Below are 24009 nucleotides of genomic sequence, written 5' to 3' on the forward strand. Positions count from 1 at the left end.
CTGGTCAGCGCCTGCGCCAAGCGGCATGATTGGCGCAATCCTGTCGGTGACGGCAGCTGTGATCTCTTCTGCGATGTGCCGGACGCCATGAGCCAAGACGACAAACTGATCGACCTAAGCACTGAACGCGCCAAGCGAGTGCATGACCTCAACGAAAAGCGCCTGAACGAAGTGCGCCAGGCTTTCGAGCAGGCGATGCCGTTGGGAAAAGCCAAGAAAAAGTCGAAGAACAAGCCGAAAAAGCGTTGATCTCCCGCTGCATTGGTTGATGCAGATCAGTTATTTCCCCTCCTTTATTTCCCTTCGTTGCGGATATTGATCCTGATCAATATGTGCGCCTGTGTGTTTGTTAATTTGAGTCCATCGCAGCAAAGCAAAGCAGGGCCGGGAGGTCAGTCATGTTTTTCGATAACGTGGTGTTTGCCGGGGTTCTCACGGTGGGGCTCATGGTGCTGTTTTTTGCAGGGTTTGGATTTTTTATCTGGAAGGATGCGCATAAGCGGCGCAAGTGAGTTCTTCTGGATTGATGGGCACGCAAGGCATTTTGGGGCGACTTCGGTTGCCCCTTTTTTTTGTGCCTTGGCGGCCTTGGCGGCCTTTGGGCCCACCAGGCTGTTGGGGGGTTGGGTGAATATCCGTTGCTTCGGTAGCGGCTGCTGGCGGTTTCGCCTGACGGCGACTTACTTTTTTACAAGCGCCTAAAAAAGTAAGCAAAAAACGCTAGCTCCTGCGTTCGGCCCTCGCAGGCTCGGGTCCCTTCGCTCCGGGACTGATCCGGGCGCAGCGGCTACGGTTTGCTTCGCTGCACCTCCTTCCGCTGTGTCTGGCTGCGCCAGACGGTCGCTGCGCTCCCACGCCCGGATCAATCCCTCCGCTCAGCCTTCCGACGTCGCCCGTAGATCAAAAGCACTCGAGCTTGCGCTCATTGTTGAGTGGTTAGAAGCGTCGCATGGCTTGAGATTTTCGGTGGATTCGCCCCTCACCCCAGCCCTCTCCCGAGGGAGAGGGAGCCGATTTTTGCGGTGTTCAAAACCTGCATTCGACTCGGTATCGCAAGTCGGCGTGTTTCGCCCAAACACCTCGGTCAGTCCCCTCTCCCTCTGGGAGAGGGCTAGGGTGAGGGGCTCTTGATCTGGCTTTGGCTTTTGCTTTTGATCTTTTGCCCCTTCGGCAGGCTTCGTTACGGGATCGATCCGGGGGTGGGAGCGCAGCGACCGTACGACGTAGTCGTACACAGCGAGTGTAGGTGCAGCGAAGCCAACCGGAGCCGCTGCGCCCGGATCGGTCCCGTAACGAAGGTACCCCGAGCTCCAGCGAGCGGGCCGTACGCCGGGGCAAAGCCTTTTGGGTTACCTTTTCGGCGTTTGGGAAAGGTGACTCGCTGTAAGAGCGAAACCATAAGAGGCCGTTACCGCAGCAACGGATATACACACAGCCTCAAACAAAAAAGGCGCGATTCCAAAGAATCGCGCCTCCTTCACAAGCAACAATCGATCAACTACCCAAAGCCTTCGAAGCCAACCAGAACAACCCGGCCGACAGCGCCACGGTCGCAGGCAAGGTCAACACCCAGGCCAGCAGAATAGTCTTGACCGTGCCACCCTGCAGGCCGCTCTTGTTGGCAACCATGGTCCCGGCCACACCCGAAGACAACACATGAGTGGTCGACACCGGCAGGCTGAAGATGTTGGCCATGCCGATCAAACTGGCGGTGGTGATCTGCGCCGACATGCCCTGGGAATAGGTCATGCCCTGCTTGCCGATCTTCTCGCCAATGGTCAGCACCACACGCTTCCAGCCGACCATGGTGCCCAGGCCCAGGGCCAGGGCGACCGCCAGAATCACCCAGAACGGGGCGTATTCAGTGGTGGTGGTCAGGTCTTTGCGCAGCTTGTCGAGGTCAGCCTTTTCACGGGCTTCGAGGCCTGGCAGCTTGCCGACTTTCTTGGCCGTGTCGTCCAGGCAGAGCAGGTAGCGACGCACTTCGATGCGGCTGTCCGACGACAGCGAATGGTAGTCCGCTACACCTTTGAGGGTATGCAGCAGGGCGGTGATGGTCGGTTCGGTCTGCTGCGGGTTGCAGCGGAATTTCTCCGGCAGGTCGCCTTCCACGCTCTTGCCCAGGGCCAGGAACTCACCCAGCGAATCGGCGTTGCGCTGGTAGAACTGGCTCAGGTGCAGGGTCGCGTCGCGGGTGCGTTCGATCTGGTAGGTGGTGCTGTTCAGATCGAGTACGAACTGCGCCGGGACGATACCGATCAGCACCAGCATGATCAGGCCGATGCCTTTCTGGCCGTCGTTGGAACCGTGCACGAAGCTCACGGCCATGGCCGAGATCACCAGGACCAGACGGTTCCAGAACGGCGGGTGCTTTTTGTCGTCGATCTTGCGGCGCTGTTCCGGCGTCTTGTGCATCTTCGACAGCGGGCGCCACCATTTCAGGCCGATCAGCACCAGCGCGGCGATGAGGAAGCCGGCCATCGGCGAGAACACCAGCGAGGCGCCGATGTCGATCGCTTTCTGCCAGTTCACGCCATCTCTCAACGGAATGTCGTTGATCAGCGCGTTGGCCAGACCGACGCCGAGGATCGAGCCGATCAGGGTGTGCGAGCTGGAAGCCGGGATACCGAAGTACCAGGTGCCCAAATTCCAGGCGATTGCCGCGGCGAGCAACGAGAACACCATCGCCAGGCCATGGCCGGTGTTCACATTGATCAGCAGTTCAACCGGCAGCAGGTGGACGATGGCATACGCCACGCCAACGCCGCCCAGCAGCACGCCGAGGAAATTGAACACACCGGAAAAGAACACCGCCAGGTGTGGCGGCATGGCTTTGGTGTAGATAACAGTGGCTACCGCGTTAGCGGTGTCATGAAATCCATTGATGAACTCGAAGGCGAGGACAAACGTCAGGGCGAGCAAGAGGCTCACAAGCACCCAAGCATCCAGTCCGCTGAATAAATCGATCATGAAGGTTTTCTGACCCGGTCGTAAGGGGGCGCGATTATGCCAGAAAAGACAGGAAATCGATGCCCCGTCTGCTCACTGGTCACACCCTTCTTCGATTTAATTTGTTGCAGGGCGTGAAAACCAAGCAGCACGCAGGGTTTTTCAACTACTTGATTTTATTGAATAAACTATATTTTCGAGCCGTTTTTTCAGACATCGCAAAGGCTCAAACGCTTGTCTGAAATATCTCTGAAACCTGTGGGACGCTCGTTCATAAGCCGCAGAACAGCGATGCAGCCGCTGCCCGCGGTTAGCGGGCGCGCGAGGTGTCGTCTTCCACCGCGCTGTGGCTCAGGTGGACGCCGACTTTCGAATGCTCAACCGCCGTGGCTCATGGCTCTTCGGCTTTGAGTTCCTTTTCGATCTTTTCGATTTCCTGCTTGAACACCTGATCCTGAACAGTAGGGCGCTTGCGCCATGCCTTGCGTTCCGGTTCCGGCTGAGCGGCGTAGGTGGTGACTTCCCCGCCGTAAACTTCCTTGTAACGTTGTTCCTGGCGCTCTAGTTCCGCGCGCAGTTCGTCTTTCGTCACGGTGCTACCTGTATGAGTTGAATTGAATATCCGGTGAAACACACTGCAACGAGTCAATTGAGCGAACCCGCCAGTCATCCACAGCCCGATCAGGCCGGGTGGCATTGGAGAGGCGATCAAGACTTCCGTGTTACAGGCGGCTACGGCACCAGATAAAAACTGACGCAGCATCAGTTTCCTGTTTCAGCGAGCGCTGGCGTTGCATGTGTGATGGGCGCCGGGCGCTGGCCGGAGCTGAGACGAAGGACCTCGTTTCAGCAAGTCGCGGGCTTTTGATTAAAGCGCCGCGACTAGGGTGCATTATAGCGGCCGATTCGGGAATGACTATCTTTGCCAAGTTAAAAACGGTTCTGAATGTGTGAGGGTTTTGTTACCGGCAACTTTTACCGCTAGTTAAGTGTAAAGACCGCGTTATAGAACAGGCGTTCTGTTTTTGGCGCCATTAACTGGAACAACTAAGTTGCGAGCAGAATCGCTAAAGCTGCCTCAAGGATGAAGAGGAGGGCGGGCGGCTGGATTGCGATTATCGGTCGGCGGTTCGATAATCGCCCAATGTTGGCGCCGCGATGCTTGTGCATCGCGCGGCGAGCCGTTTGACTAGGCATCGATGCGTGCCGGACAAGGACAAGAAATGAACGATCAAATGCGCAACTCCTTCACGTCGGTGGCGCCGCCCATCGTCGCTTCGCCGGCCAAGCGCATTCAGGCGCTGACCGGTGATCCGGATTTCATGACCTCCCTGGCCCGTGGTCTGGCGGTGGTGCAGGCGTTTCAGGAACGTAAACGCCACCTGACCATCGCGCAGATCAGTCATCGCACGGAAATTCCCCGCGCCGCCGTGCGCCGTTGCCTGCACACGCTGATCAAACTCGGCTACGCCACCACCGACGGGCGCACCTATTCGCTGCTGCCAAAAGTGCTGACCCTCGGCCACGCCTATCTGTCCTCAACCCCGCTGGCCGTTTCCGCACAGCCGTATCTCGACCGTATGAGCGAGCAACTGCACGAAGCCTGCAACATGGCGACGCTGGAGGGCGATGACATTCTCTATATCGCGCGTTCGGCGACCACTCAGCGATTGATCTCGGTCGACCTTTCCGTCGGTGGGCGGTTGCCGGCGTATTGCACGTCGATGGGGCGGATTCTGCTAGCGGCACTGGATGACACCTCCCTGGGCGAATACCTCGACCACGCCGAACTGGTGGCCAAGACCAGCCGCACCATTCATACCCCGGACGCGTTGCTCGAATGTTTGCAGCAGGTGCGTCAGCAGGGCTGGTGCATTGTCGATCAGGAACTGGAACAGGGCCTGCGTTCGATCGCCGTGCCGGTTTACGACGCCTCCGGGCAAGTGGTCGCGGCGCTGAATGTCAGCACCCACGCCGGGCGGGTCAGCCGCGCCGAGCTGGAGCAGCGCTTCTTGCCCGGACTGCTCAGCGCCAGTCGCGACCTCAGCGCGCAGCTGTTCGCCTGAGGAAGCTGTTCGATAAACGCACAGTGTTGCGTTTATCGAATTGACGCTAAAACCCTCGGATCATTAATGTCGCGGCAGCGTCATCCGGCGCTGATGTGAATGAGCTCGCCGGACTGTCGACCCCATAATAATGACAAGAGGCAACTCACCATGCGCTCGCTCCCCGACTGTCTGTATCCCACCCGTTGTTGCCGGGTTCACCGCAACGCCTGATAACAACCTTCTATTCTTGTGACCGTGCCTTCCTTTGGCCGGCCGCCGTTCGACTGCGTTTTTTGCGTGGAATAAAAATAATGAACCAGCCTCAGTCCGCTGTGGGTAACTGCCTCGATGTGCAGACCTTTATCAACGCCCAACCGATCTCGCGCTATCAGTGGCGAGTGGTGATCCTGTGTTTCCTGATCGTATTTCTCGACGGCCTCGACACCGCCGCCATGGGCTTCATCGCCCCGGCGCTGTCGCAAGACTGGGGCATTGATCGCGCCAGCCTCGGCCCGGTGATGAGTGCCGCGCTGATCGGCATGGTCTTCGGCGCCCTCGGCTCCGGCCCTTTGGCTGACCGCTTCGGGCGCAAAGTCGTACTCGTTGGTGCGGTGATTCTGTTCGGCGGCTTCAGCCTGGCCTCGGCTTACAGCACCAACGTTGAACAACTGCTGGTGTTGCGCTTCCTCACCGGCCTCGGTCTCGGCGCGGGCATGCCCAACGCCACGACGCTGCTCTCGGAATACACCCCGGAGCGCAAGAAGTCGCTGCTGGTGACCAGCATGTTCTGCGGCTTCAACCTCGGCATGGCCGGCGGCGGTTTCATCTCGGCAAAACTGATCCCGGCGTTCGGCTGGCACGCGCTGCTGATGATCGGCGGGATCCTGCCGCTGATCCTCGCGGTGGTATTGGTGTTCTGGCTGCCGGAGTCGGCGCGCTACCTGGTGGTACGCAACCGTGGCACCGACAAAGTACGCAAGACCCTCGCGCCGATCGACCCGGTTACCGTCGCCCAGGCTGCGAGCTTCAGCGTGCCGGAACAGAAAACCGTCAAGGCGCGTAACGTTTTCGCAGTGATTTTCTCCGGCACTTACAGCACCGGCACCCTGCTGTTGTGGCTGACCTATTTCATGGGCCTGGTGATCGTATACCTGCTGACCAGTTGGCTGCCGACGCTGATGCGCGACAGCGGTGCGAGCATGGAACAGGCCGCGTTCATTGGCGCGTTGTTCCAGTTTGGCGGCGTGTTGAGCGCGGTCGGGGTGGGCTGGGCGATGGACCGCTTCAATCCGCACAAGGTCATCGGCATTTTCTACCTGCTGGCCGGGGTGTTTGCCTACGCGGTAGGGCAAAGCCTGGGCAACATCACCTTGCTGGCGACGCTGGTGCTGGTCGCAGGCATGTGCGTCAACGGCGCGCAATCGGCGATGCCGTCATTGGCAGCACGCTTCTACCCGACGCAAGGCCGCGCGACCGGGGTGTCGTGGATGCTCGGCATCGGGCGCTTTGGCGCGATTCTTGGCGCGTGGATGGGCGCAACCTTGCTCGGCCTGGGCTGGAATTTCGAGCAAGTGCTGACCGCGCTGGTGATCCCGGCGGGGTTGGCGACGGCGGCGGTGTTGATCAAGGGCATGGTCAGTCATGCGGATGCGACCTGAATCGGGCGCAGATCGTTATTGAACAGGCTGGCCCCTTCGCGAGCAGGCTCGCTCCCACATTCTGGAATGCATTCCAAGGTGGGAGCGAGCCTGCTCGCGAAGCTTTTGATCTGATTGTTAGCTGAACAACAATCCGTTCGATAAACGAACACTCAGTCGATTATCGGATTGTTTGGCGAATTTCCCGAGCTTAATCTTCAGTGACTCCGGCGCTGAACCTCGCGCCTTTTTATCACTGGCGATTCCTTACAAGAACAGGAGCCCGCTCCATGGCTGAGATCCTTTCGCTGCACGACGCGGTGAAGCAATTCGTCAACGACGGCGATACCGTCGCCCTCGAAGGCTTCACTCACCTGATCCCTACGGCAGCGGGTCATGAAATCATTCGTCAAGGCAAGAAAGATCTGACGCTGGTGCGGATGACGCCTGACCTGATCTACGACCAACTGATCGGCGCCGGTTGCGCGCGCAAACTGATTTTCTCCTGGGGCGGCAACCCGGGCGTGGGCTCGCTGCACCGTCTGCGTGACGCGGTCGAGAAACAATGGCCGCATCCGCTGGAAATCGAAGAGCACAGCCACGCCGACCTCGCCAACGCCTACGTTGCCGGCGCGTCCGGCCTGCCGTTCGCGGTGCTGCGTGCCTACGCCGGCTCCGACCTGCCGAAGGTCAATCCGCTGATCAAAACCGTGACCTGTCCGTTCACCGGCGAAGTGCTGGCGGCAGTGCCATCGGTGCGCCCGGACGTCACCGTGATCCACGCGCAAAAGGCCGACCGCAAAGGCAACGTGCTGCTCTGGGGCATTCTCGGTGTGCAGAAAGAAGCCGCGCTGGCCGCCAAACGCTGCATCGTCACCGTGGAAGAAATCGTCGATGACCTCAACGCACCGATGAACGCTTGCGTACTGCCGACCTGGGCCTTGAGTGCGGTCTGTCACGTGCCGGGCGGCGCGCATCCGTCCTACGCCCACGGTTACACCGAGCGTGACAATCGTTTCTATCAGGCGTGGGACCCGATCGCTCGCGACCGTGAGACGTTTACCGCGTGGATCAACGAATACATCCATGGCTGCGCTGACTTCAGCGAATTCCAGGCCAAATTGGCCGCTGCTTCGGAGGCCAAGTAATGACTTACACCACCAATGAAATGATGACCGTCGCGGCGGCCCGGCGCCTGAAGAACGGCTCGGTATGCTTCGTCGGCATCGGCCTGCCATCGAAAGCCGCCAACCTCGCGCGCCTGACTTCATCGCCGGACGTGGTGCTGATTTACGAATCCGGCCCGATTGGCGCCAAGCCGAGCGTACTGCCGCTGTCCATCGGTGACGGTGAGCTGGCCGAGACCGCCGACACCGTGGTGCCGACCGGTGAGATTTTTCGCTATTGGTTGCAGGGCGGGCGCATCGACGTTGGCTTCCTCGGCGCCGCGCAGGTCGACCGTTTCGGCAACATCAACACCACCGTGGTCGGCGACTACCACGCGCCGAAAGTGCGCCTGCCGGGTGCCGGTGGCGCGCCGGAGATTGCCGGTTCGGCGAAAAGCGTGCTGATCATCCTTAAACAGTCGGCGCGTTCGTTTGTCGACAAGCTCGATTTCATCACCTCGGTCGGTCACGGCGAAGGTGGCGATTCGCGTAAACGGCTGGGCCTGCCGGGCGCTGGGCCGGTGGGCATCATCACCGACCTGTGCATCATGGAACCGGAGGAGGGTACCCACGAATTCGTGGTCACCGCGCTGCATCCGGGCGTGACCCGCGAGCAAGTGGTCGCCGCCACCGGTTGGGCGATTCGTTTTGCCGACTCTGTTGAAACCACCGCTGAGCCGACCGAAGTCGAGCTGACGGCGCTGCGTGATCTTGAAGCGCGCACCGCTGCCGCCCACGGTCAGGCACCGGGAGAAGCATGATGCGTGACGTGTATATCTGCGACGCGATTCGCACCCCCATTGGCCGCTTCGGTGGCGCATTGTCCGCCGTGCGCGCCGACGACCTGGCCGCCGTGCCGATCAAGGCCCTGATGGAGCGCAATCCATCGGTGGACTGGAACGCCGTCGATGAGGTGTTCCTCGGCTGCGCCAATCAGGCCGGCGAAGACAACCGCAACGTTGCGCGCATGGCGCTGCTGCTGGCGGGACTGCCGGACAGCGTGCCCGGCGTTACGCTCAATCGCCTCTGCGCTTCGGGCATGGACGCGATCGGCACCGCATTCCGCGCTATCGCCAGTGGCGAGATGGAGTTGGCGATTGCCGGTGGCGTCGAGTCGATGTCCCGCGCGCCATTCGTGATGGGCAAGGCCGACGCGGCGTTCTCGCGCAACATGAAGCTGGAGGACACCACCATCGGCTGGCGTTTCATCAACCCGCTGATGAAGGCGCAGTACGGCGTCGATGCCATGCCGCAAACCGCTGACAACGTCGCCGACGACTATAAGGTCTCGCGCGCAGATCAGGACGCCTTTGCCTTGCGCAGTCAGCAACGTGCCGCCGCCGCGCAGGCCGCCGGTTACTTCGCCGAAGAAATTGTTGAAGTACGGATTGCCCACAAGAAGGGCGAAACCGTGGTTAGCCAGGACGAACATCCGCGCGCCGATACCACGATTGAAGCGTTGACCAAGTTGAAACCGGTCAACGGCGCGGACAAAACCGTCACCGCCGGCAATGCCTCGGGGGTCAACGATGGTGCTGCTGCGCTGATTCTGGCTTCGGCCGAAGCGGTGAAAAAACACGGCCTGACCGCCCGCGCAAAAGTGCTCGGCATGGCCAGCGCCGGTGTCGCACCACGGGTGATGGGCATCGGCCCGGTGCCGGCGGTGCGCAAACTCGCCGAGCGCCTTGGCGTCGCGGTCAGCGATTTTGATGTGATCGAACTCAACGAAGCGTTTGCCAGCCAAGGCCTGGCGGTGCTGCGTGAACTGGGTCTGGCCGACGACGCCGCGCAGGTCAACCCGAATGGCGGCGCGATTGCCCTCGGTCACCCGTTGGGCATGAGCGGTGCGCGTCTGGTACTGACCGCGCTGCATCAGTTGGAAAAGACCGGCGGCAAGAAAGGTCTGGCGACCATGTGCGTCGGTGTCGGCCAGGGTCTGGCCCTGGCCATCGAACGTGTCTGACGCGCTGCGGCACTTACAAGAACTGAGGAAAGCGAAATGACTGACAAGCCTGGTTACCGTCGCCCACAGGCAGGCACTCAGCCTGACTACCTGCACCCGACGTATCAATCCACCAACCTGCGCTCGCCGTCCAAGCCGTTGGTGCACCTGCCCCATTCACTCTCGGAAATCACCGGGCCGACCATCGGCGCCGAACACGTTGCCGAGAAGGACAATGACCTGACCGCTCAGCACGACGGCGAGCCATTGGGCGAGCGCATCATCATTCACGGCCGCGTGCTCGACGAGGACGGTCTGCCGGTGCCGGGGATTCTGGTGGAGATCTGGCAGGCCAATGCCGCCGGCCGCTACAACCATGCCCGTGACCTGCACGACGCGCCGCTGGACCCGAACTTCACCGGCACCGGCCGCACCGTCACCGATGCAGATGGCTGGTACCAGTTCCAGACCATCAAGCCCGGCGCCTATCCGTGGGGCAACCACCACAACGCCTGGCGCCCGGCGCACATCCACTTTTCCCTGTTTGGGCCGAGCATTCTTACGCGTCTGGTCACGCAGATGTACTTCCCCGGCGACCCGCTGCTGGCGTATGACCCGATCTACAACTGCGTGCCGGACACTTCGGCCAAGGAACGCCTGATCGCCAGTTTCGATCTGGAAAAAACCATTCCGTCCTACGCCCTCGGTTACCGCTGGGACATCGTGCTGCGCGGCCGTGAAGCCACGCCGATGGAGAAATAAGATGACGCTCTATGCGACCACGTCCCACACCGTCGGGCCGTATTACCACATCGGCCTGACCTGGCTGAACCGCGAAACCCTGGCCAACGAGCTGACCCTCGGCGAGCGCGTGGCAATCACCGGCCAAGTGGTGGATGGCAATGGCGATGTCGTCAACGACGCCATGCTCGAAGTCTGGCAGGCCAACGCCGCCGGCAAGTACGACCACCCGGAAGATCAGCAGGACAAACCGCTCGACCCGAATTTCGAAGGCTTCGGCCGGGTACCGGTGGACGCCGAAGGGCGCTTCCGTTTCACCACGATCAAACCGGGCACCGTGCCGGGGTTGAAAGGCTCGACCCAAGCGCCGCATCTGGTGGTGCTGGTGTTTGCCCGTGGTCTGGTCAAGCATTTGCTGACGCGGATTTATTTTGAAGGTGAACCGGCGAACGTGGCTGATCCGTTGCTGGAATGTGTGCCGGCGGAGCGTCGCCAGACGTTGCTGGCCAAGGCGGATGCGTCGGGTGTGTACCAGTGGAATGTAGTTCTGCAGGGCACCGATGCCGAGACGGTGTTCTTCGATTATTGAGAGAACACCCCAAATCCCCTGCAGGACAGAGTCCCTGTGGTGAGGGGATTTATCCCCGCTGGGCTGCGAAGCAGCCCCAAAAACCAGTCGGCGCGGTATTCAGATGAACCGCGTGTATCTGATTTGCGAGTGCTTCGCACTCGAGCGGGGATAAATCCCCTCGCCACAAAGGCTGATCCAGACGTGGGTGATGATCCGATGTGGAACGGGACTGTTGCAAAGTATGTCTAGACTGTGACTGTCCCTATCGAGTGAAAAACAATGACAACCACCACCTCCCACTACACCGGCGAAGAGCGCAGCAAGCGCATCTTCGCTATCGTCGGCGCTTCGTCCGGCAACCTCGTCGAATGGTTCGACTTCTACGTCTACGCCTTCTGCGCGATCTATTTTGCCCCGGCGTTTTTCCCCTCCGATAACCCCACCGTGCAACTGGTCAACACCGCTGGCGTGTTCGCTGCCGGGTTCCTGATGCGTCCGATTGGTGGCTGGATTTTCGGCCGGGTCGCTGACAAGCACGGGCGCAAGAACTCGATGCTCATCTCGATTCTGATGATGTGCTTCGGCTCGTTGCTGATCGCCTGTTTGCCGACCTACAAGGACATCGGCGTCTGGGCACCGGTGCTGTTGCTGTTCGCGCGTTTGCTGCAAGGTCTGTCGGTCGGCGGCGAGTACGGCACCACCGCGACTTACATGAGCGAAGTCGCGCTCAAGGGCCAGCGCGGATTCTTCGCCTCGTTCCAGTACGTGACGCTGATTGGCGGGCAATTGCTGGCGGTGTCGCTGGTGGTGGTGCTGCAACAGTTCCTCACTGAAGAAGACCTGCGTGCCTACGGCTGGCGGATTCCATTCGTGGTCGGTGCGGTGGCGGCGCTGATTTCGCTGTTCCTGCGTCGTTCGCTGAAGGAAACCACCAACAAAGAAACCCGCGCACACAAAGACGCCGGCAGCATCACTGCACTGTTCCGCGATCACAAAGCGGCGTTCATCACCGTGCTCGGCTACACCGCTGGCGGCTCGCTGATTTTCTACACATTCACCACCTACATGCAGAAATACCTGGTGAACACCGCCGGGATGCACGCCAAGACCGCCAGCTACATCATGACCGGCGCGCTGTTCCTGTATATGTGCATGCAGCCGCTGTTCGGCATGCTCGCCGACAAGATCGGCCGGCGTAACTCGATGCTTTGGTTCGGCGCCCTCGGCACGCTGTTCACCGTGCCGATTCTGCTCAGCCTGAAAAGTATCAGCAGCCCGTTCCTCGCCTTCGTGCTGATCACCCTGGCGCTGGCAATCGTCAGTTTCTACACCTCGATCAGCGGTCTGGTGAAAGCCGAGATGTTCCCGCCGGAAGTCCGCGCGCTTGGTGTCGGCCTGGCTTACGCGGTGGCGAATGCAATCTTCGGTGGTTCGGCGGAATTCGTTGCCTTGAGCCTCAAGGCTGGCGGCATGGAAAACGCCTTCTACTGGTACGTCACGGCGATGATGGCGGTGGCTTTCCTGTTCAGCCTGCGTTTGCCCAAGCAGGCGAAGTATCTGCACCACGATCTGTAAACCCATGTGCGCGGGCTGCGAGGCCCGCGCCGGCAAGGACTGTTTATGACTCAGCGACCGGGCAATCAATTGTTCGATGCCTACTTCACCGCCCGCGATATGCGCGAAGTGTTCTGCGATCAGGGCCGGGTGCAGGCGATGCTTGATTTCGAAGCGGCGCTGGCCCGGGCTGAGGCGCGGGTCGGGCTGATTCCTTCATCGGCCGTGGCACCGATTGCCACAGCGTGCGACGCCGGTCTGTATGACTTCGCGGCGCTGGGCGAGGCGATTGCCACGGCCGGCAATTCGGCGATTCCACTGGTCAAGGCCTTGGGCAAGCAGATCGCCTCGAGCGATGCCGAGGCCGAGCGCTATGTGCATCTGGGCGCGACCAGTCAGGACGTGATGGATTCCGGGCTGGTCTTGCAATTGCGCCAGGCGCTGGCGCTGATCGAAAACCAACTGGCACAACTGGCCGACTCGCTCGCCACTCAGGCACAACGTTTCGCCGCCACGCCACTGGCCGGTCGCACCTGGCTGCAACACGCGACGCCAGTGACCCTCGGTATGAAAATCGCCGGATGGCTGGGTGCCGTCACGCGCAGCCGTCAGCGTCTGCAACAACTGAAGCCACGGCTGCTGGTGCTGCAATTCGGTGGCGCCTCCGGCACGCTCGCGGCGCTGGGGGAACAGGCGTTGCCGATTGCCGAAGCCTTGGCCGAGGAACTGCAACTGACCCTGCCCGAGCAACCGTGGCACGCCCAGCGTGACCGCATCGTCGAGTTCGGCGCGGTGCTTGGCCTGATCGCCGGCAGCCTCGGCAAATTCGGCCGCGACATCAGCCTGTTGATGCAGACCGAAGCGGCGGAAGTGTTCGAGCCCGCCGCACCGGGCAAGGGTGGTTCGTCGACCATGCCGCACAAACGCAATCCAGTCGGCGCGGCGGTGCTGATCGGCGCGGCCACGCGGGTGCCGGGGCTGGTGTCGACGCTGTTCAGCGCGATGCCGCAGGAACACGAACGCAGCCTCGGTTTGTGGCACGCCGAATGGGAAACCTTGCCGGAGATCTGCTGCCTGGTGTCCGGTTCGCTGCAACAGGCGCGTTTGCTGGCCGACGGTCTGGAAGTCGACGCGGCGCGCATGGCCCGCAACCTCGAATTGACCCAAGGCCTGGTGCTGGCCGAAGCGGTGAGCATCGTCCTCGCCCAACGCGTCGGCCGCGACACCGCGCATCACCTGCTCGAACAATGCTGCAAACGCGCCGTGGCCGAGCAGCGCCATCTGCGTGCGGTGCTGGCTGACGAGCCGCAAGTCACCGCCGAACTCAGTGGCGCTGAACTCGATGATCTTCTGAACCCCGCGCATTACCTTGGCCAGGCGCAAGCCTGGGTCGAGCGCGCGGTGGCTGAACACAACGCTTTGACTGTCTGAAGGAGAGGGCTGTGGCTTTCGTTCAACTCGCCGATGGCGAACTGCACTATCAAATAGAAGGCCCGGCCGCTGCGCCGGTGCTGGTGCTGTCCAACTCGCTGGGCACCGACCTGCACATGTGGGACGCGCAGATGCCGGCGTTCACCGAGCATTTCCGCGTGCTGCGTTTCGACACGCGCGGCCATGGGCAATCGCTGGTCACCGAAGGGCCGTACAGCATCGAGCAGTTGGGCCATGACGTACTCGGTCTGCTCGATGCGCTGCATATCGAGCGCGCGCATTTCTGCGGACTGTCGATGGGCGGGCTGATCGGTCAGTGGCTGGGGATCAACGCAGGCCATCGTCTGCACAAACTGATCGTGTGCAACACGGCGGCGAAAATCGGCGATCCGTCGGTATGGAATCCACGCATCGAAACCGTGTTGCGCGACGGCCCGGCGGCGATGGTCGCGCTGCGTGATGCCTCGATTGCGCGCTGGTTTACCCCGGACTTTTCCGCAGCGCATCCCGAGGCGGCGAAGAAGATTACCGACATGCTTGCCGCAACCAATCCACAAGGCTATGCGGCCAACTGCGCGGCCGTGCGCGATGCCGATCTTCGTGAACAACTGGCTTCGATCAACGTGCCGTTGCTGGTGATTGCCGGCAGCGAAGATGCGGTGACGCCGCCGTCCGGCGGGCACTTTATTCGCGACCATGTGCGCGACGCCGAGTACGCCGAGTTCCATGCGGCGCATTTGTCCAACGTGCAGGCCGGCGCCGATTTCAGCGACCGTGTGCTGGCGTTTTTGCAGGCTCAGTGAGGAAGATTTTGTGGACGAGAAACAACGTTACGACGAAGGCATGCAAGTCCGCCGCGCGGTGCTGGGCGATGCCCACGTCGATCGCAGCCTGACCACGCTGACCGAGTTCAACTCGGAGTTCCAGGAAATGATCACCCGCCACGCCTGGGGCGACATCTGGACGCGTCCGGGCCTGCCCCGGCACACCCGCAGCCTGATCACCATCGCCATGCTGATCGGCATGAACCGCGAGGGCGAACTGAAACTGCACCTGCGTGCGGCGGCCAATAATGGTGTGAGCCGTGGCGAGATCAAGGAAGTGATCATGCAGAGCTCGATCTACTGCGGCATACCGGCGGCGAACGCGACGTTTCATTTGGCCGAATCGGTGTGGGATGAACTCGGGGTTGAATCCCGCGAGTGAGGTTGTTGCACTGACGCCTTCGCGAGCAGGCTCGCTCCCACATTGGAATGCATTTCCCTGTGGGAGCGAGCCTGCTCGCGAAAGCGGTAGCGGCCGTAACGAATCACACCCTGGCGACAATAAATATTCGCTTGAATGCAAACAACGTATGCCCATCCCCCTCTTGCGGATAATGCTCATGCACCCGAATCAGGTAGTGATAGATAAACCGCGCCTGTTCCGCTGAACTCAACGCCTGCATCACCGGCCGCAGCGCCGAGACCTTCACCCAGTCATACACCGGCGACTTGCCGTCAACCACCTGCAACTGCTCGGTCTCCCAGATATCCAGCGACGTAGTCATGGGCGCGAGCAACCGGTAGTAATCCTCCAGTGCCAATAACGGCCGCGCCGCCATGCGCTGGCGTAGTTCAGGTGTGCCCAGTGGTGTGCCACCGGGGCCGCCGTTTTCGAGGGTGTCGAGCATCAACCGATACCACAACGCATCGCGCCAGTCCGGCATGTGCGCCGCCAGACAGCCGCCGGGATTCAGATAATCGAGCAGGCGCGGCAGCAAGGTTTCGTGGTCATCGAGAAAATGCAGCACAGCGGCGGCGAACAGCAGATCCGCCGGTTGCTCAGGCTGCCAGTTCAGCAGATCAGATTGTTTCCACAAGGCCTTGATCGGCAGGCTTCGGGCCTCGTTGAGCATCTGCGCCGAGCTGTCGATGCCCTGCAAATGCGCACGCGGCCAACGCTTGGCCAGCAACTGCGTAGCGATGCCGGTGCCGCAGCCCAGATCGTAAATGCGTTGGGGGTTTTGCAGTTCGATACGGTCGAGCAATTCGTTGACCGGACGTTGTCTGAGACGGGAAAACTGCTGGTACGCCTTGGCGTCCCAATCGGGTGCAGTGGTGCGGCGTGTGATCATGAGGTGATCCTCCGGTGATCAAATGGTGTCTTCTGATGACAACCTGGTGCACAGCTGGAGACCGACTACGAAACGGAAGCGTGAAGGGGTGGAGCACCTGAGTCCTTCAGGTTTGCTCACTGTAACTGCCGCCCGCAAAAGCGCTACATGGCCTGACCAATGGCATGCATCTGTGATGGGAATCAAATGTGGGAGCGAGCCTGCTCGCGAAGGCCATTTCATATTCGACACAGATGTCGACTGAAGCAGCGCTTTCGCGAGCAGGCTCGCTCCCACAGTGGAGCATGTTTGGTTAAAGCAGGCTGATCGGGTAGCTGACGATCAACCGGTTCTCGTCGAACTCGTTGTTGCTGAAGTCGCGGCGCATGGTCGAGTTGCGCCATCTGACGTTCAAATCCTTCAACGTGCCGCTCTGCACCGTGTAACCGAGTTCCGATTCGCGACCCCATTCCTTGCCGTCGGTGATCGTCCCGGTGTGCACGTTGTCGCCGCTGATGTAGCGGTTCATCAGGGTCAGGCCGGGGATGCCCATGGCGGCGAAGTTGTAGTCGTGACGCAACTGCCAGGAGCGTTCCTGAGCGGTGTCATAACTGGCGTTGTAGCTGTCGTTGGCCAGGGTGCCGCCGCTGGTGCCGTTGACGCGCATCCAGGCGCTGTCGCCGGTGAGTTTTTGCAGGCCGAGGTAGAACGTGTTGCCGCCGTACTTGGCCGAAAACATCCCGTACCAGGTCTTGTTGTCCAGATCGCCGGCACGCGCGCTGCCATCTTCCTTGCCGTAGAAAAAGCCGAGGTTGGCGCCCAGCGTCCAGTCGCCGAGCGGCTGACTGTGCAGTACGTTGAGGTACTGCTGGCTGTAGATGTCCTTGAGCTGCGCATTCCATAAGCCGATCTGTGTGCGCTTGTCGTTGAACAGGTATTCGCCGCCCTGGAAGTTGAAGCGATCAGAGGTGAACGCGGCTTTGCCGGTCATCGACATGTCGCTCATGCTGCTGTCATCGCGCGGGCTGTTGGCGCGGAACTGGCCGCCATAGAGGGTCAGGCCGGCGATTTCCTTGGAGGTGATCTGGCCGCCACGGAAGGTTTGCGGCAGCGAGCGACCGTCGTCCGAACGCAGAATCGGCAATACCGGCATCCACTCGCCGACCTTGACCTCGGTCTGCGAAAGTCTGGCCTTGAACGCGACGTTGGTGCGACCGAAGTTGTCCGCCGGGCGGCCGTCATGGTCCAGCGGCAACAACTGCGTGCCGCCCGTGCCTTTACCGCCATCGAGCTTGATCGAATACAGTCCGAGTACGTCCATGCCGAAACCGACGGTGCCTTGGGTAAAGCCGGATTTGGCGTCGAGGATGAAACTCTGCGTCCATTCTTCAGCCTTGCCCTGGGTTTTGGTCGGGTTGGTGAAGTTGCGGTTGATGTAGAAGTTGCGCAGGTTGAGGTTGACCTTGGCGCCGTCAACGAAGCCGCCTTCTTCGGCGCTTGCCGGCAGGGCCAGACCGGCGATGGCCAGGGCGATCACAGCGGGCAATGCGTAGGGCACAGGGAAAACTGTCATGGACTTGGGTCTCTCTTGTTTTTTTAGGGCGAACGGCTGCGCTGTCGCGGCGGGTGCGGCGCAGGCAACGTGATGCAGGTCTGAGATGCAGCGGTGGCGGTCAGCCGGGCGGGGCAGGGCGCTGGAGCATGGTGTCGAACCTTGTTGTTATTGGTTTTCTGGTTCGAATGGTGAAGGGACTGTGTGTTCAGGTTCAATTGCTGAAAGCGGGTTTTGGGCGGTTATCGAACAGCAAAAGATCGCAGCCTTCGGCAGCTCCTACAGGGCAACGCATTTCAAATGTAGGAGCTGCCGAAGGCTGCGATCTTTTGATCTTCAAAAAACAAAAAGCCCACCAATAAGGTGGGCTTAATGTATTCAGCCGAGGATCAGAACAGCTTCATCTTCGGCGCTTCTTCTTTCAGCGCTTCGTTCTGCGCGGTTTGCGCATTCCAGCCACCGCCCAGGGCCTTGTACAGGTTGACCGCACTGGTCAACTGCGCGAGGCGGTCGGTGATCAGCGCTTGTTGTGCGCTGAACAACTGACGCTGGGCATCGAGGAAGGTCAGGTTGCTGTCGACGCCGATGCGATAGCGACGTTCGGCCAGGCGGTAGTAATCCTGGTTGGCCTGCACGAAGTCACGCTGCGCTTGCAACTGCTCGGTATAGGTCTGGCGAGCGGCGAGGCCGTCGGCGACTTCCTGGAAGGCGGTCTGGATGGACTTCTCGTAGTTCGCCACGCCAATGTCCTTCTGGATCTTGGCGTAGTCGAGGCTGGCGCGCAGGCTGCCGGCGTTGAAGATCGGCAGGTTGATCTGCGGCTGGAACAGCCACGTCCCCGAACCGCCCTTGAACAGGCCGGACAGGTCCGGGCTCAGGCTGCCCGCGTTGGCGGTCAGGCTGATGCTCGGGAAGAACGCTGCACGGGCCGCACCGATGTTGGCGTTGGCCGCCTTCAGGTTGTACTCGGCCTGGAGGATGTCCGGACGACGTTGCAGCAGGTCCGAAGGCAGACCGGCCGGTACGTCGCTGAGCAGATCATCAGACAGCGGTTTGGCGGCTTGCAGATTGGCCGGGATACCGGTGCCGAGCAGCAGGGTCAGGCTGTTTTCGTCCTGCGCGACCTGGCGGGTATAACGCGCCAATTGTGCCCGGGCGTTTTCCACGGAAGTGCGCGATTGCGCCAGGTCCAGCGCCGAAGCCACACCGACTTCGTTGCTGCGGCTGGTCAGCTTGTAGCTTTCTTCGAAGGCACCGAGGGTGTCCTGCGTCAGCTTGAGCAGTTCCTTGTCCGCTTGCCAGGTCAGGTAAGCATTGGCGACGCTGGCAACCAGACTGATCTGGGTACTGCGGCGTGCTTCTTCAGTAGCGAAGTACTGTTGCAACGCTTGCTCGCTCAGGCTGCGCACCCGACCGAACAGGTCGAGTTCGTAGGCGCTGACGCCGACGGTAGCCGAGTAGGAGCTGCTGATCATCGACTCGCCGGTCTGCGAGGCACGGGCCGGCAGACGCTGGCGGCTGCCGGCGGCATTGGCCGACACTGCCGGGAACAGGTCGGCGCGCTGGATGCGGTACTGCGCCGCATAAGCGTCGATGTTCAGCGCCGCGACACGCAGGTCGCGGTTGTTTTCCAGGGCGACCTGGATCAGCTGTTGCAGGGCCGGGTCATGGAAAAACTGCTTCCAGCCCTGTTCGGCAGCGGCTTGCGCCGGAGCCTGGGCCGGCGAATATGCCGGCCCCTGCGGGTACTGACCTGCGACCGGAGCCTCAGGCTGCTGATAGTCAGGTATCAGCGAGCAACCGCTCAGCACGAAGGCAGCGACTGCGATGGAGAGTAGCGACTTGCTCATTGGCCAGCCTCTTTAGGAGTTTCAGTAGTCTCATCCGCGTCGGTCTTTTTACGCTGACCGATGGACGACACAGTAACGAAGAACAGTGGGACCCAAAAGATCGCCAGGATCGTGGCCGTGAGCATACCGCCAATCACGCCGGTACCGATCGCGTGCTGACTGCCTGAGCCGGCGCCGGTGGAAATCGCCAGCGGCACAACACCGAGAACGAAGGCCAGCGAGGTCATGATGATCGGGCGCAGACGCATGCGGCAGGCTTCGATTGCCGCTTCACGCAGGCTGCGTCCCTGTTCATGCAGTTCCTTGGCGAATTCGACGATCAGAATGGCGTTTTTAGCCGCCAGACCGATGGTCGTCAACAAGCCCACCTGGAAGTACACGTCGTTGGACAGACCGCGCAGGCTGGTAGCCATCAGTGCACCGATGATCCCCAGCGGTACCACGAGCATGACCGCGATCGGAATCGACCAGCTCTCATACAGCGCCGCCAGACACAGGAACACCATCAGCAGCGACAGGGCGTACAGCGCTGGCGCTTGCGAGCCGGACAGACGTTCCTCGTAGGACAGACCGGTCCAGGAGATACCGACACCGGCCGGCAGCTTCTTGGCAATCGCTTCGACTTCAGCCATCGCTTCACCGGTGGAGTAGCCCGGCGCCGGAGCCCCGAGGACCTCGACCGCTTCCACACCGTTGTAACGCGCCAGTTTCGGCGAACCGTAGACCCACTCACCCTTGGCGAACGCCGAGAACGGAACCATGGTGCCTTCGGCGTTGCGCACGTACCACTTCTTCAGGTCTTCGGGGCTCATGCGCGAATCCGGCTGGCCCTGCACGTAGACTTTCTTCACCCGACCACGGTCGATGAAGTCGTTGACGTAACTACTGCCCAGCGCGATCGACAGGGTGTTGTTGATATCGCTGATGGTGATGCCGAGGGCACTGGCCTTCTCGTCGTCGATTTCCAGCTGGAACTGCGGCTCATCGTTCAGGCCGTTCGGACGCACTTGGGTCAGCACCTTGCTTTGCGCCGCCATGCCAAGGAACTGGTTACGCGCTTCCATCAGTTTTTCGTGACCGATACCGGCGCGGTCTTGCAGGAACACGTCGAAACCGGTGGCGTTACCCAATTCCAGAACCGCTGGCGGGGCGAAGGCAAACACCATCGCGTCGCGGAAGCTGAAGAAGTGTTGCTGGGCACGCGCGGCGAGCTTGAACACGCTGTTGTCGGCGTTACGCTCGCCCCACGGTTTGAGCATGATGAACGCCATACCCGAGCTCTGCCCACGGCCGGCGAAGTTGAAGCCGGTCACGGTGAACACCGAAGCCACCGCGTCCGCCTCACCACCGTCCTTGTTCGGACGCAGCAGGTACTCACGCATTTCATCCACGACCACCTGCGTGCGCTGGGCACTGGAACCGGCCGGGGTCTGCACCTGGGCGAACAGTACGCCCTGGTCTTCTTCCGGCAGGAACGCGGTCGGGATGCGGGTGAACAGCCAGATCATGCCGACGACGATCAGCAGATACGCCAGCAGGTACGGCGCCTTGCGGGTCAGCATGTTGCCGACGCCGCGCTCGTAGCTGCGCACGCCACGGTCGAAGTTGCGGTTGAACCAGCCGAAGAAACCTTTCTTCGGGGTACCGTGCTCGCCTTTCGGAATCGGCTTGAGCATGGTCGCGCACAGCGCCGGGGTGAAGATCAGGGCAACCAGTACCGACAGGGCCATGGCCGACACGATGGTGATCGAGAACTGCTTGTAGATCACACCAGTCGAGCCGCTGAAGAATGCCATCGGCAGCAGTACCGCCGAGAGTACGAGGGCGATACCGACCAGTGCGCCCTGGATCTGGCCCATGGATTTCTTCGTCGCTTCCTTCGGTGACAAGCCTTCTTCGCTCATCACCCGCTCGACGTTTTCCACCACGACGATGGCATCGTCCACCAGCAGACCGATGGCCAGCACCATGCCGAACATGGTCAGGGTGTTGATGCTGAAACCGGCGGCGGCGAGGATGCCGAACGTACCGAGCAGTACCACCGGCACGGTCATCGTGGTGATGACGGTGGCGCGGAAGTTCTGCAGGAACAGGAACATCACCAGGAACACCAGCGCGATCGCTTCGACCAGCGTGTGCACCACGCCTTTGATCGACTCGGTCACCACCGGAGTGGTGTCGTACGGGAACACCACTTCCATGCCTTGCGGGAAGAACGGCTTGAGGCTGTCGATAGTGTTGCGCAGCGCTTTGGCGGTATCGAGGGCGTTGGCGCCGTTGGCCAGTTTCACCGCCAGACCGGACGCCGGGCTGCCGTTGAACTGGGCACTGATCGCGTAGTTCTCACCGCCGAGGCCGACTTCAGCCACGTCTTTGAGGCGAACCTGCGAGCCGTCCTTGTTGACCTTGAGCAGGATTTCCTTGAACTGCTCAGCGGTCTGCAGACGGGTCTTGCCGATGATCGTCGCGTTAAGTTGCTGGCCCTGCACGGCAGGCAAGCCACCGAGCTGACCGGACGACACCTGGACGTTCTGCGCAGCAATGGCGTTCTTCACGTCGACCGGGGTCAGGTTGAAGTTGTTCAACTTGGCCGGGTCGAGCCAGATACGCATCGCGTACTGCGCACCGAAGACCTGGAAGTCACCGACACCGGCGGTCCGAGAGATCGGGTCCTGCATGTTCGACACGATGTAGTTGGACAGGTCGTCCTTGCTCATGCTGCCGTCACGCGAAACCACGCCGATCACCAGCAGGAAGTTCTTCACTGCCTTGGTCACGCGGATACCCTGTTGCTGCACTTCCTGCGGCAGCAGCGGGGTGGCCAGGTTCAGCTTGTTCTGGACCTGTACCTGCGCGGTGTCGGAGTTGGTGCCTTGCTCGAAGGTCGCGGTGATGGTCATGCTGCCGTCGGAGTTACTTTCCGACGACACATAACGCAGGTTGTCGATACCGTTGAGCTGTTGCTCGATGACCTGGACCACGGTGTCCTGCACGGTTTGTGCGGACGCACCCGGGTAGGTCACCTGGATCGCAATGGCCGGTGGCGCAATGCTCGGGTATTGGTTGATCGGCAATTTCAGGATCGAAAGTGCCCCGACCAGCATGATCACCAGGGCGATTACCCAGGCGAAAATCGGACGGTCGATGAAGAATTTTGACATGGGTTACTCCCCTTTGCCGCCGGCGGCTTTGTCAGCTGCCTGTGCGGGGGCCGGGTTCTTGGTGCCGACGTTAGTCGCCTCGGTCGCTTTGACCTCGACGCCCGGTTTGACGTACTGCAGCCCTTCGGTGATCAGACGATCGCCGGCTTTCAGGCCGTCTTCGATCAACCACTGGCTGCCGACAGTGCGGCTGGCCTTGAGCTGACGCAGCTCGACCTTGTTGTCGGCGCCGACGACCAGTGCGGTCGGGGTGCCTTTGAGGTCGCGGGTCACGCCTTGCTGTGGCGCGAGGATCGCTGCGCTATTGACGCCGGCCTGCAACTGGGCGTGGACGAACATGCCTGGCAGCAGGGTGTGATCGGGGTTGGGGAACACGGCGCGCAGGGTCACCGAGCCGGTGGTCTGGTCAACCGAGACTTCGGAGAATTCCAGCTTGCCGTCGAGCTTGTACTGGCTGCCGTCTTCCAGGGTCAGCTTGACTGCGGCGGCGTTGTCGCCAGCCTTCTGCAGACGGCCGCTTTCCAGCTCGCGGCGCAGTTCCAGCAGTTCCACCGACGACTGGGTCACGTCGACGTAGATCGGATCGAGCTGCTGAATCACTGCCATTGCATCGGCCTGGCCATTGCTGACCAGTGCGCCTTCGGTGACCGAAGAGCGGCCGATACGGCCGGAGATCGGCGCATAGACCTTGGTGTAACGCACGTTGATCTGCGCAGTCTGAAGCGACGCTTCCGATTGCAGGCGGTTGGCCAATGCGGTGTCGTATTCCTGACGGCTTACGGCTTGCTCATCGACCAGTTGCTTGTAGCGGTCGGAGATCGACTTGGTCGAACGCAGGTTGGCTTCGGCACTTTTCAGCGTCGCTTCATAGACCGACGGATCGATCTGATAAAGCTGCTGACCGGCTTTGACGTCGGCGCCTTCCTTGAACAGACGCTTGAGAATGATGCCGTTGACCTGCGGGCGAACTTCAGCGATGCGGAACGCACTGGTGCGGCCCGGAAGTTCCGAGGTCAGGGTAAAGGCTTGTGGTTGCAGGGTGACGACGCCGACCTGAGGGGGCGGAGCGGCAGGGGCCGCTTCTTCCTTTTTACATCCGCTGAGCAGCGATGCCAGGGCGACGGCAGTGACCAGAGCGGTAACAGCTGGCTTGAATTGCATGAAGATCCTCGGGTCAGGCGCGCATGAAGCGCACAAGAAGTGTGAAAGAGTAAAAATCGGGCACCGGGTGGATAAGTAGCTTGCTAAGTAATATACTTACGTTCATGGTTGTTTGTAAACACCTGCGCCGCGTACCCACCCTGATACAAAA

General features: G+C 60.9%; 20 protein-coding genes. 13 read left to right on the forward strand and 7 right to left on the reverse strand.

The window, feature by feature from the left end; genetic code table 11:
* Positions 1 to 87 precede the first annotated feature (87 nt).
* Complete coding sequence (locus tag AB4N85_RS01455) at positions 88 to 249, forward strand: hypothetical protein (protein WP_016771347.1); 162 nt, start codon at positions 88 to 90, stop codon at positions 247 to 249.
* 149 nt (positions 250 to 398) lie between these two features.
* Positions 399 to 512 carry a cytochrome c oxidase subunit CcoM gene (gene ccoM / locus AB4N85_RS01460; RefSeq protein WP_016771346.1) on the forward strand — a complete coding sequence of 38 codons (114 nt, stop codon included), beginning with the start codon at positions 399 to 401 and terminating at the stop codon, positions 510 to 512.
* Between the two features lie 982 nt (positions 513 to 1494).
* On the opposite strand, the gene AB4N85_RS01465 is transcribed toward ccoM, so the two are convergent.
* Together AB4N85_RS01465 and AB4N85_RS01470 are read right to left on the reverse strand one after the other, a co-directional pair.
* Positions 1495 to 2970, reverse strand: a complete 1476-nt coding sequence (locus AB4N85_RS01465) for an inorganic phosphate transporter (protein WP_016771345.1) — start codon at positions 2968 to 2970, stop codon at positions 1495 to 1497.
* Positions 2971 to 3340: 370 nt separating this feature from the next.
* Positions 3341 to 3541, reverse strand: a complete 201-nt coding sequence (locus AB4N85_RS01470; protein WP_008080067.1) for a hypothetical protein — start codon at positions 3539 to 3541, stop codon at positions 3341 to 3343.
* Positions 3542 to 4172: 631 nt separating this feature from the next.
* On the opposite strand from AB4N85_RS01470, the gene pcaR reads away from it, so the two are divergent.
* The 11 genes from pcaR to pcaC all read left to right on the forward strand — a co-directional run bounded on the left by pcaR (position 4173) and on the right by pcaC (position 15245).
* Positions 4173 to 5015 (forward strand): pca regulon transcriptional regulator PcaR, encoded by an 843-nt coding sequence (gene pcaR / locus AB4N85_RS01475; protein WP_016771343.1) that lies wholly within the window; start codon positions 4173 to 4175, stop codon positions 5013 to 5015.
* 293 nt (positions 5016 to 5308) lie between these two features.
* Positions 5309 to 6655, forward strand: a complete 1347-nt coding sequence (locus tag AB4N85_RS01480; RefSeq protein WP_073475852.1) for a 4-hydroxybenzoate transporter PcaK — start codon at positions 5309 to 5311, stop codon at positions 6653 to 6655.
* 269 nt (positions 6656 to 6924) lie between these two features.
* On the forward strand, positions 6925 to 7782 hold the full coding sequence (locus AB4N85_RS01485) for a CoA transferase subunit A (protein WP_073475850.1): 858 nt from the start codon (positions 6925 to 6927) through the stop codon (positions 7780 to 7782).
* Positions 7782 to 8561 (forward strand): CoA-transferase subunit beta, encoded by a 780-nt coding sequence (locus tag AB4N85_RS01490; RefSeq protein WP_016771341.1) that lies wholly within the window; start codon positions 7782 to 7784, stop codon positions 8559 to 8561. The genes AB4N85_RS01485 and AB4N85_RS01490 overlap by 1 nt, the downstream gene beginning before the upstream one ends.
* The gene (gene pcaF, locus AB4N85_RS01495; protein WP_252868916.1) at positions 8558 to 9763 is read left to right on the forward strand and encodes a 3-oxoadipyl-CoA thiolase; all 1206 of its coding nucleotides are present in this window, start codon (positions 8558 to 8560) and stop codon (positions 9761 to 9763) included. Before AB4N85_RS01490 ends, pcaF begins: the two co-directional genes overlap by 4 nt.
* A 36-nt stretch (positions 9764 to 9799) precedes the next feature.
* Complete coding sequence (pcaH, locus tag AB4N85_RS01500) at positions 9800 to 10504, forward strand: protocatechuate 3,4-dioxygenase subunit beta (protein WP_041478916.1); 705 nt, start codon at positions 9800 to 9802, stop codon at positions 10502 to 10504.
* Position 10505: 1 nt separating this feature from the next.
* A complete protein-coding gene (pcaG, locus tag AB4N85_RS01505; RefSeq protein WP_076566302.1) occupies positions 10506 to 11072 on the forward strand; it encodes a protocatechuate 3,4-dioxygenase subunit alpha in 567 nt (188 codons plus the stop codon).
* A gap of 261 nt (positions 11073 to 11333) precedes the next feature.
* Positions 11334 to 12629 (forward strand): MFS family transporter, encoded by a 1296-nt coding sequence (locus AB4N85_RS01510; protein ID WP_041478914.1) that lies wholly within the window; start codon positions 11334 to 11336, stop codon positions 12627 to 12629.
* Positions 12630 to 12674: 45 nt separating this feature from the next.
* Entirely contained in the window at positions 12675 to 14039 is a 1365-nt protein-coding gene (locus AB4N85_RS01515; protein WP_252868917.1) for a 3-carboxy-cis,cis-muconate cycloisomerase, read from the forward strand.
* An 11-nt stretch (positions 14040 to 14050) separates the two neighbouring features.
* Complete coding sequence (pcaD, locus tag AB4N85_RS01520) at positions 14051 to 14842, forward strand: 3-oxoadipate enol-lactonase (protein WP_252868918.1); 792 nt, start codon at positions 14051 to 14053, stop codon at positions 14840 to 14842.
* A gap of 10 nt (positions 14843 to 14852) precedes the next feature.
* The gene (gene pcaC, locus AB4N85_RS01525) at positions 14853 to 15245 is read left to right on the forward strand and encodes a 4-carboxymuconolactone decarboxylase (protein ID WP_252868919.1); all 393 of its coding nucleotides are present in this window, start codon (positions 14853 to 14855) and stop codon (positions 15243 to 15245) included.
* Between the two features lie 103 nt (positions 15246 to 15348).
* On the opposite strand, the gene AB4N85_RS01530 is transcribed toward pcaC, so the two are convergent.
* From AB4N85_RS01530 to emhA, 5 genes are all read right to left on the reverse strand, one after another.
* The gene (locus tag AB4N85_RS01530) at positions 15349 to 16155 is read right to left on the reverse strand and encodes a methyltransferase domain-containing protein (protein WP_252868920.1); all 807 of its coding nucleotides are present in this window, start codon (positions 16153 to 16155) and stop codon (positions 15349 to 15351) included.
* 292 nt (positions 16156 to 16447) lie between these two features.
* Positions 16448 to 17707, reverse strand: coding sequence for an OprD family porin (locus tag AB4N85_RS01535; RefSeq protein ID WP_252868921.1), 1260 nt, complete (start codon positions 17705 to 17707; stop codon positions 16448 to 16450).
* A 368-nt stretch (positions 17708 to 18075) separates the two neighbouring features.
* Positions 18076 to 19536, reverse strand: a complete 1461-nt coding sequence (gene emhC / locus AB4N85_RS01540) for an efflux RND transporter outer membrane subunit EmhC (protein WP_252868922.1) — start codon at positions 19534 to 19536, stop codon at positions 18076 to 18078.
* A complete protein-coding gene (gene emhB, locus AB4N85_RS01545; protein ID WP_041478908.1) occupies positions 19533 to 22697 on the reverse strand; it encodes an efflux RND transporter permease subunit EmhB in 3165 nt (1054 codons plus the stop codon). The genes emhC and emhB overlap by 4 nt, the downstream gene beginning before the upstream one ends.
* A gap of 3 nt (positions 22698 to 22700) precedes the next feature.
* Positions 22701 to 23858, reverse strand: a complete 1158-nt coding sequence (gene emhA / locus AB4N85_RS01550; protein WP_039762673.1) for an efflux RND transporter periplasmic adaptor subunit EmhA — start codon at positions 23856 to 23858, stop codon at positions 22701 to 22703.
* Positions 23859 to 24009 lie beyond the last annotated feature (151 nt).

This window comes from Pseudomonas sp. H1_G08 (assembly GCF_054681355.1).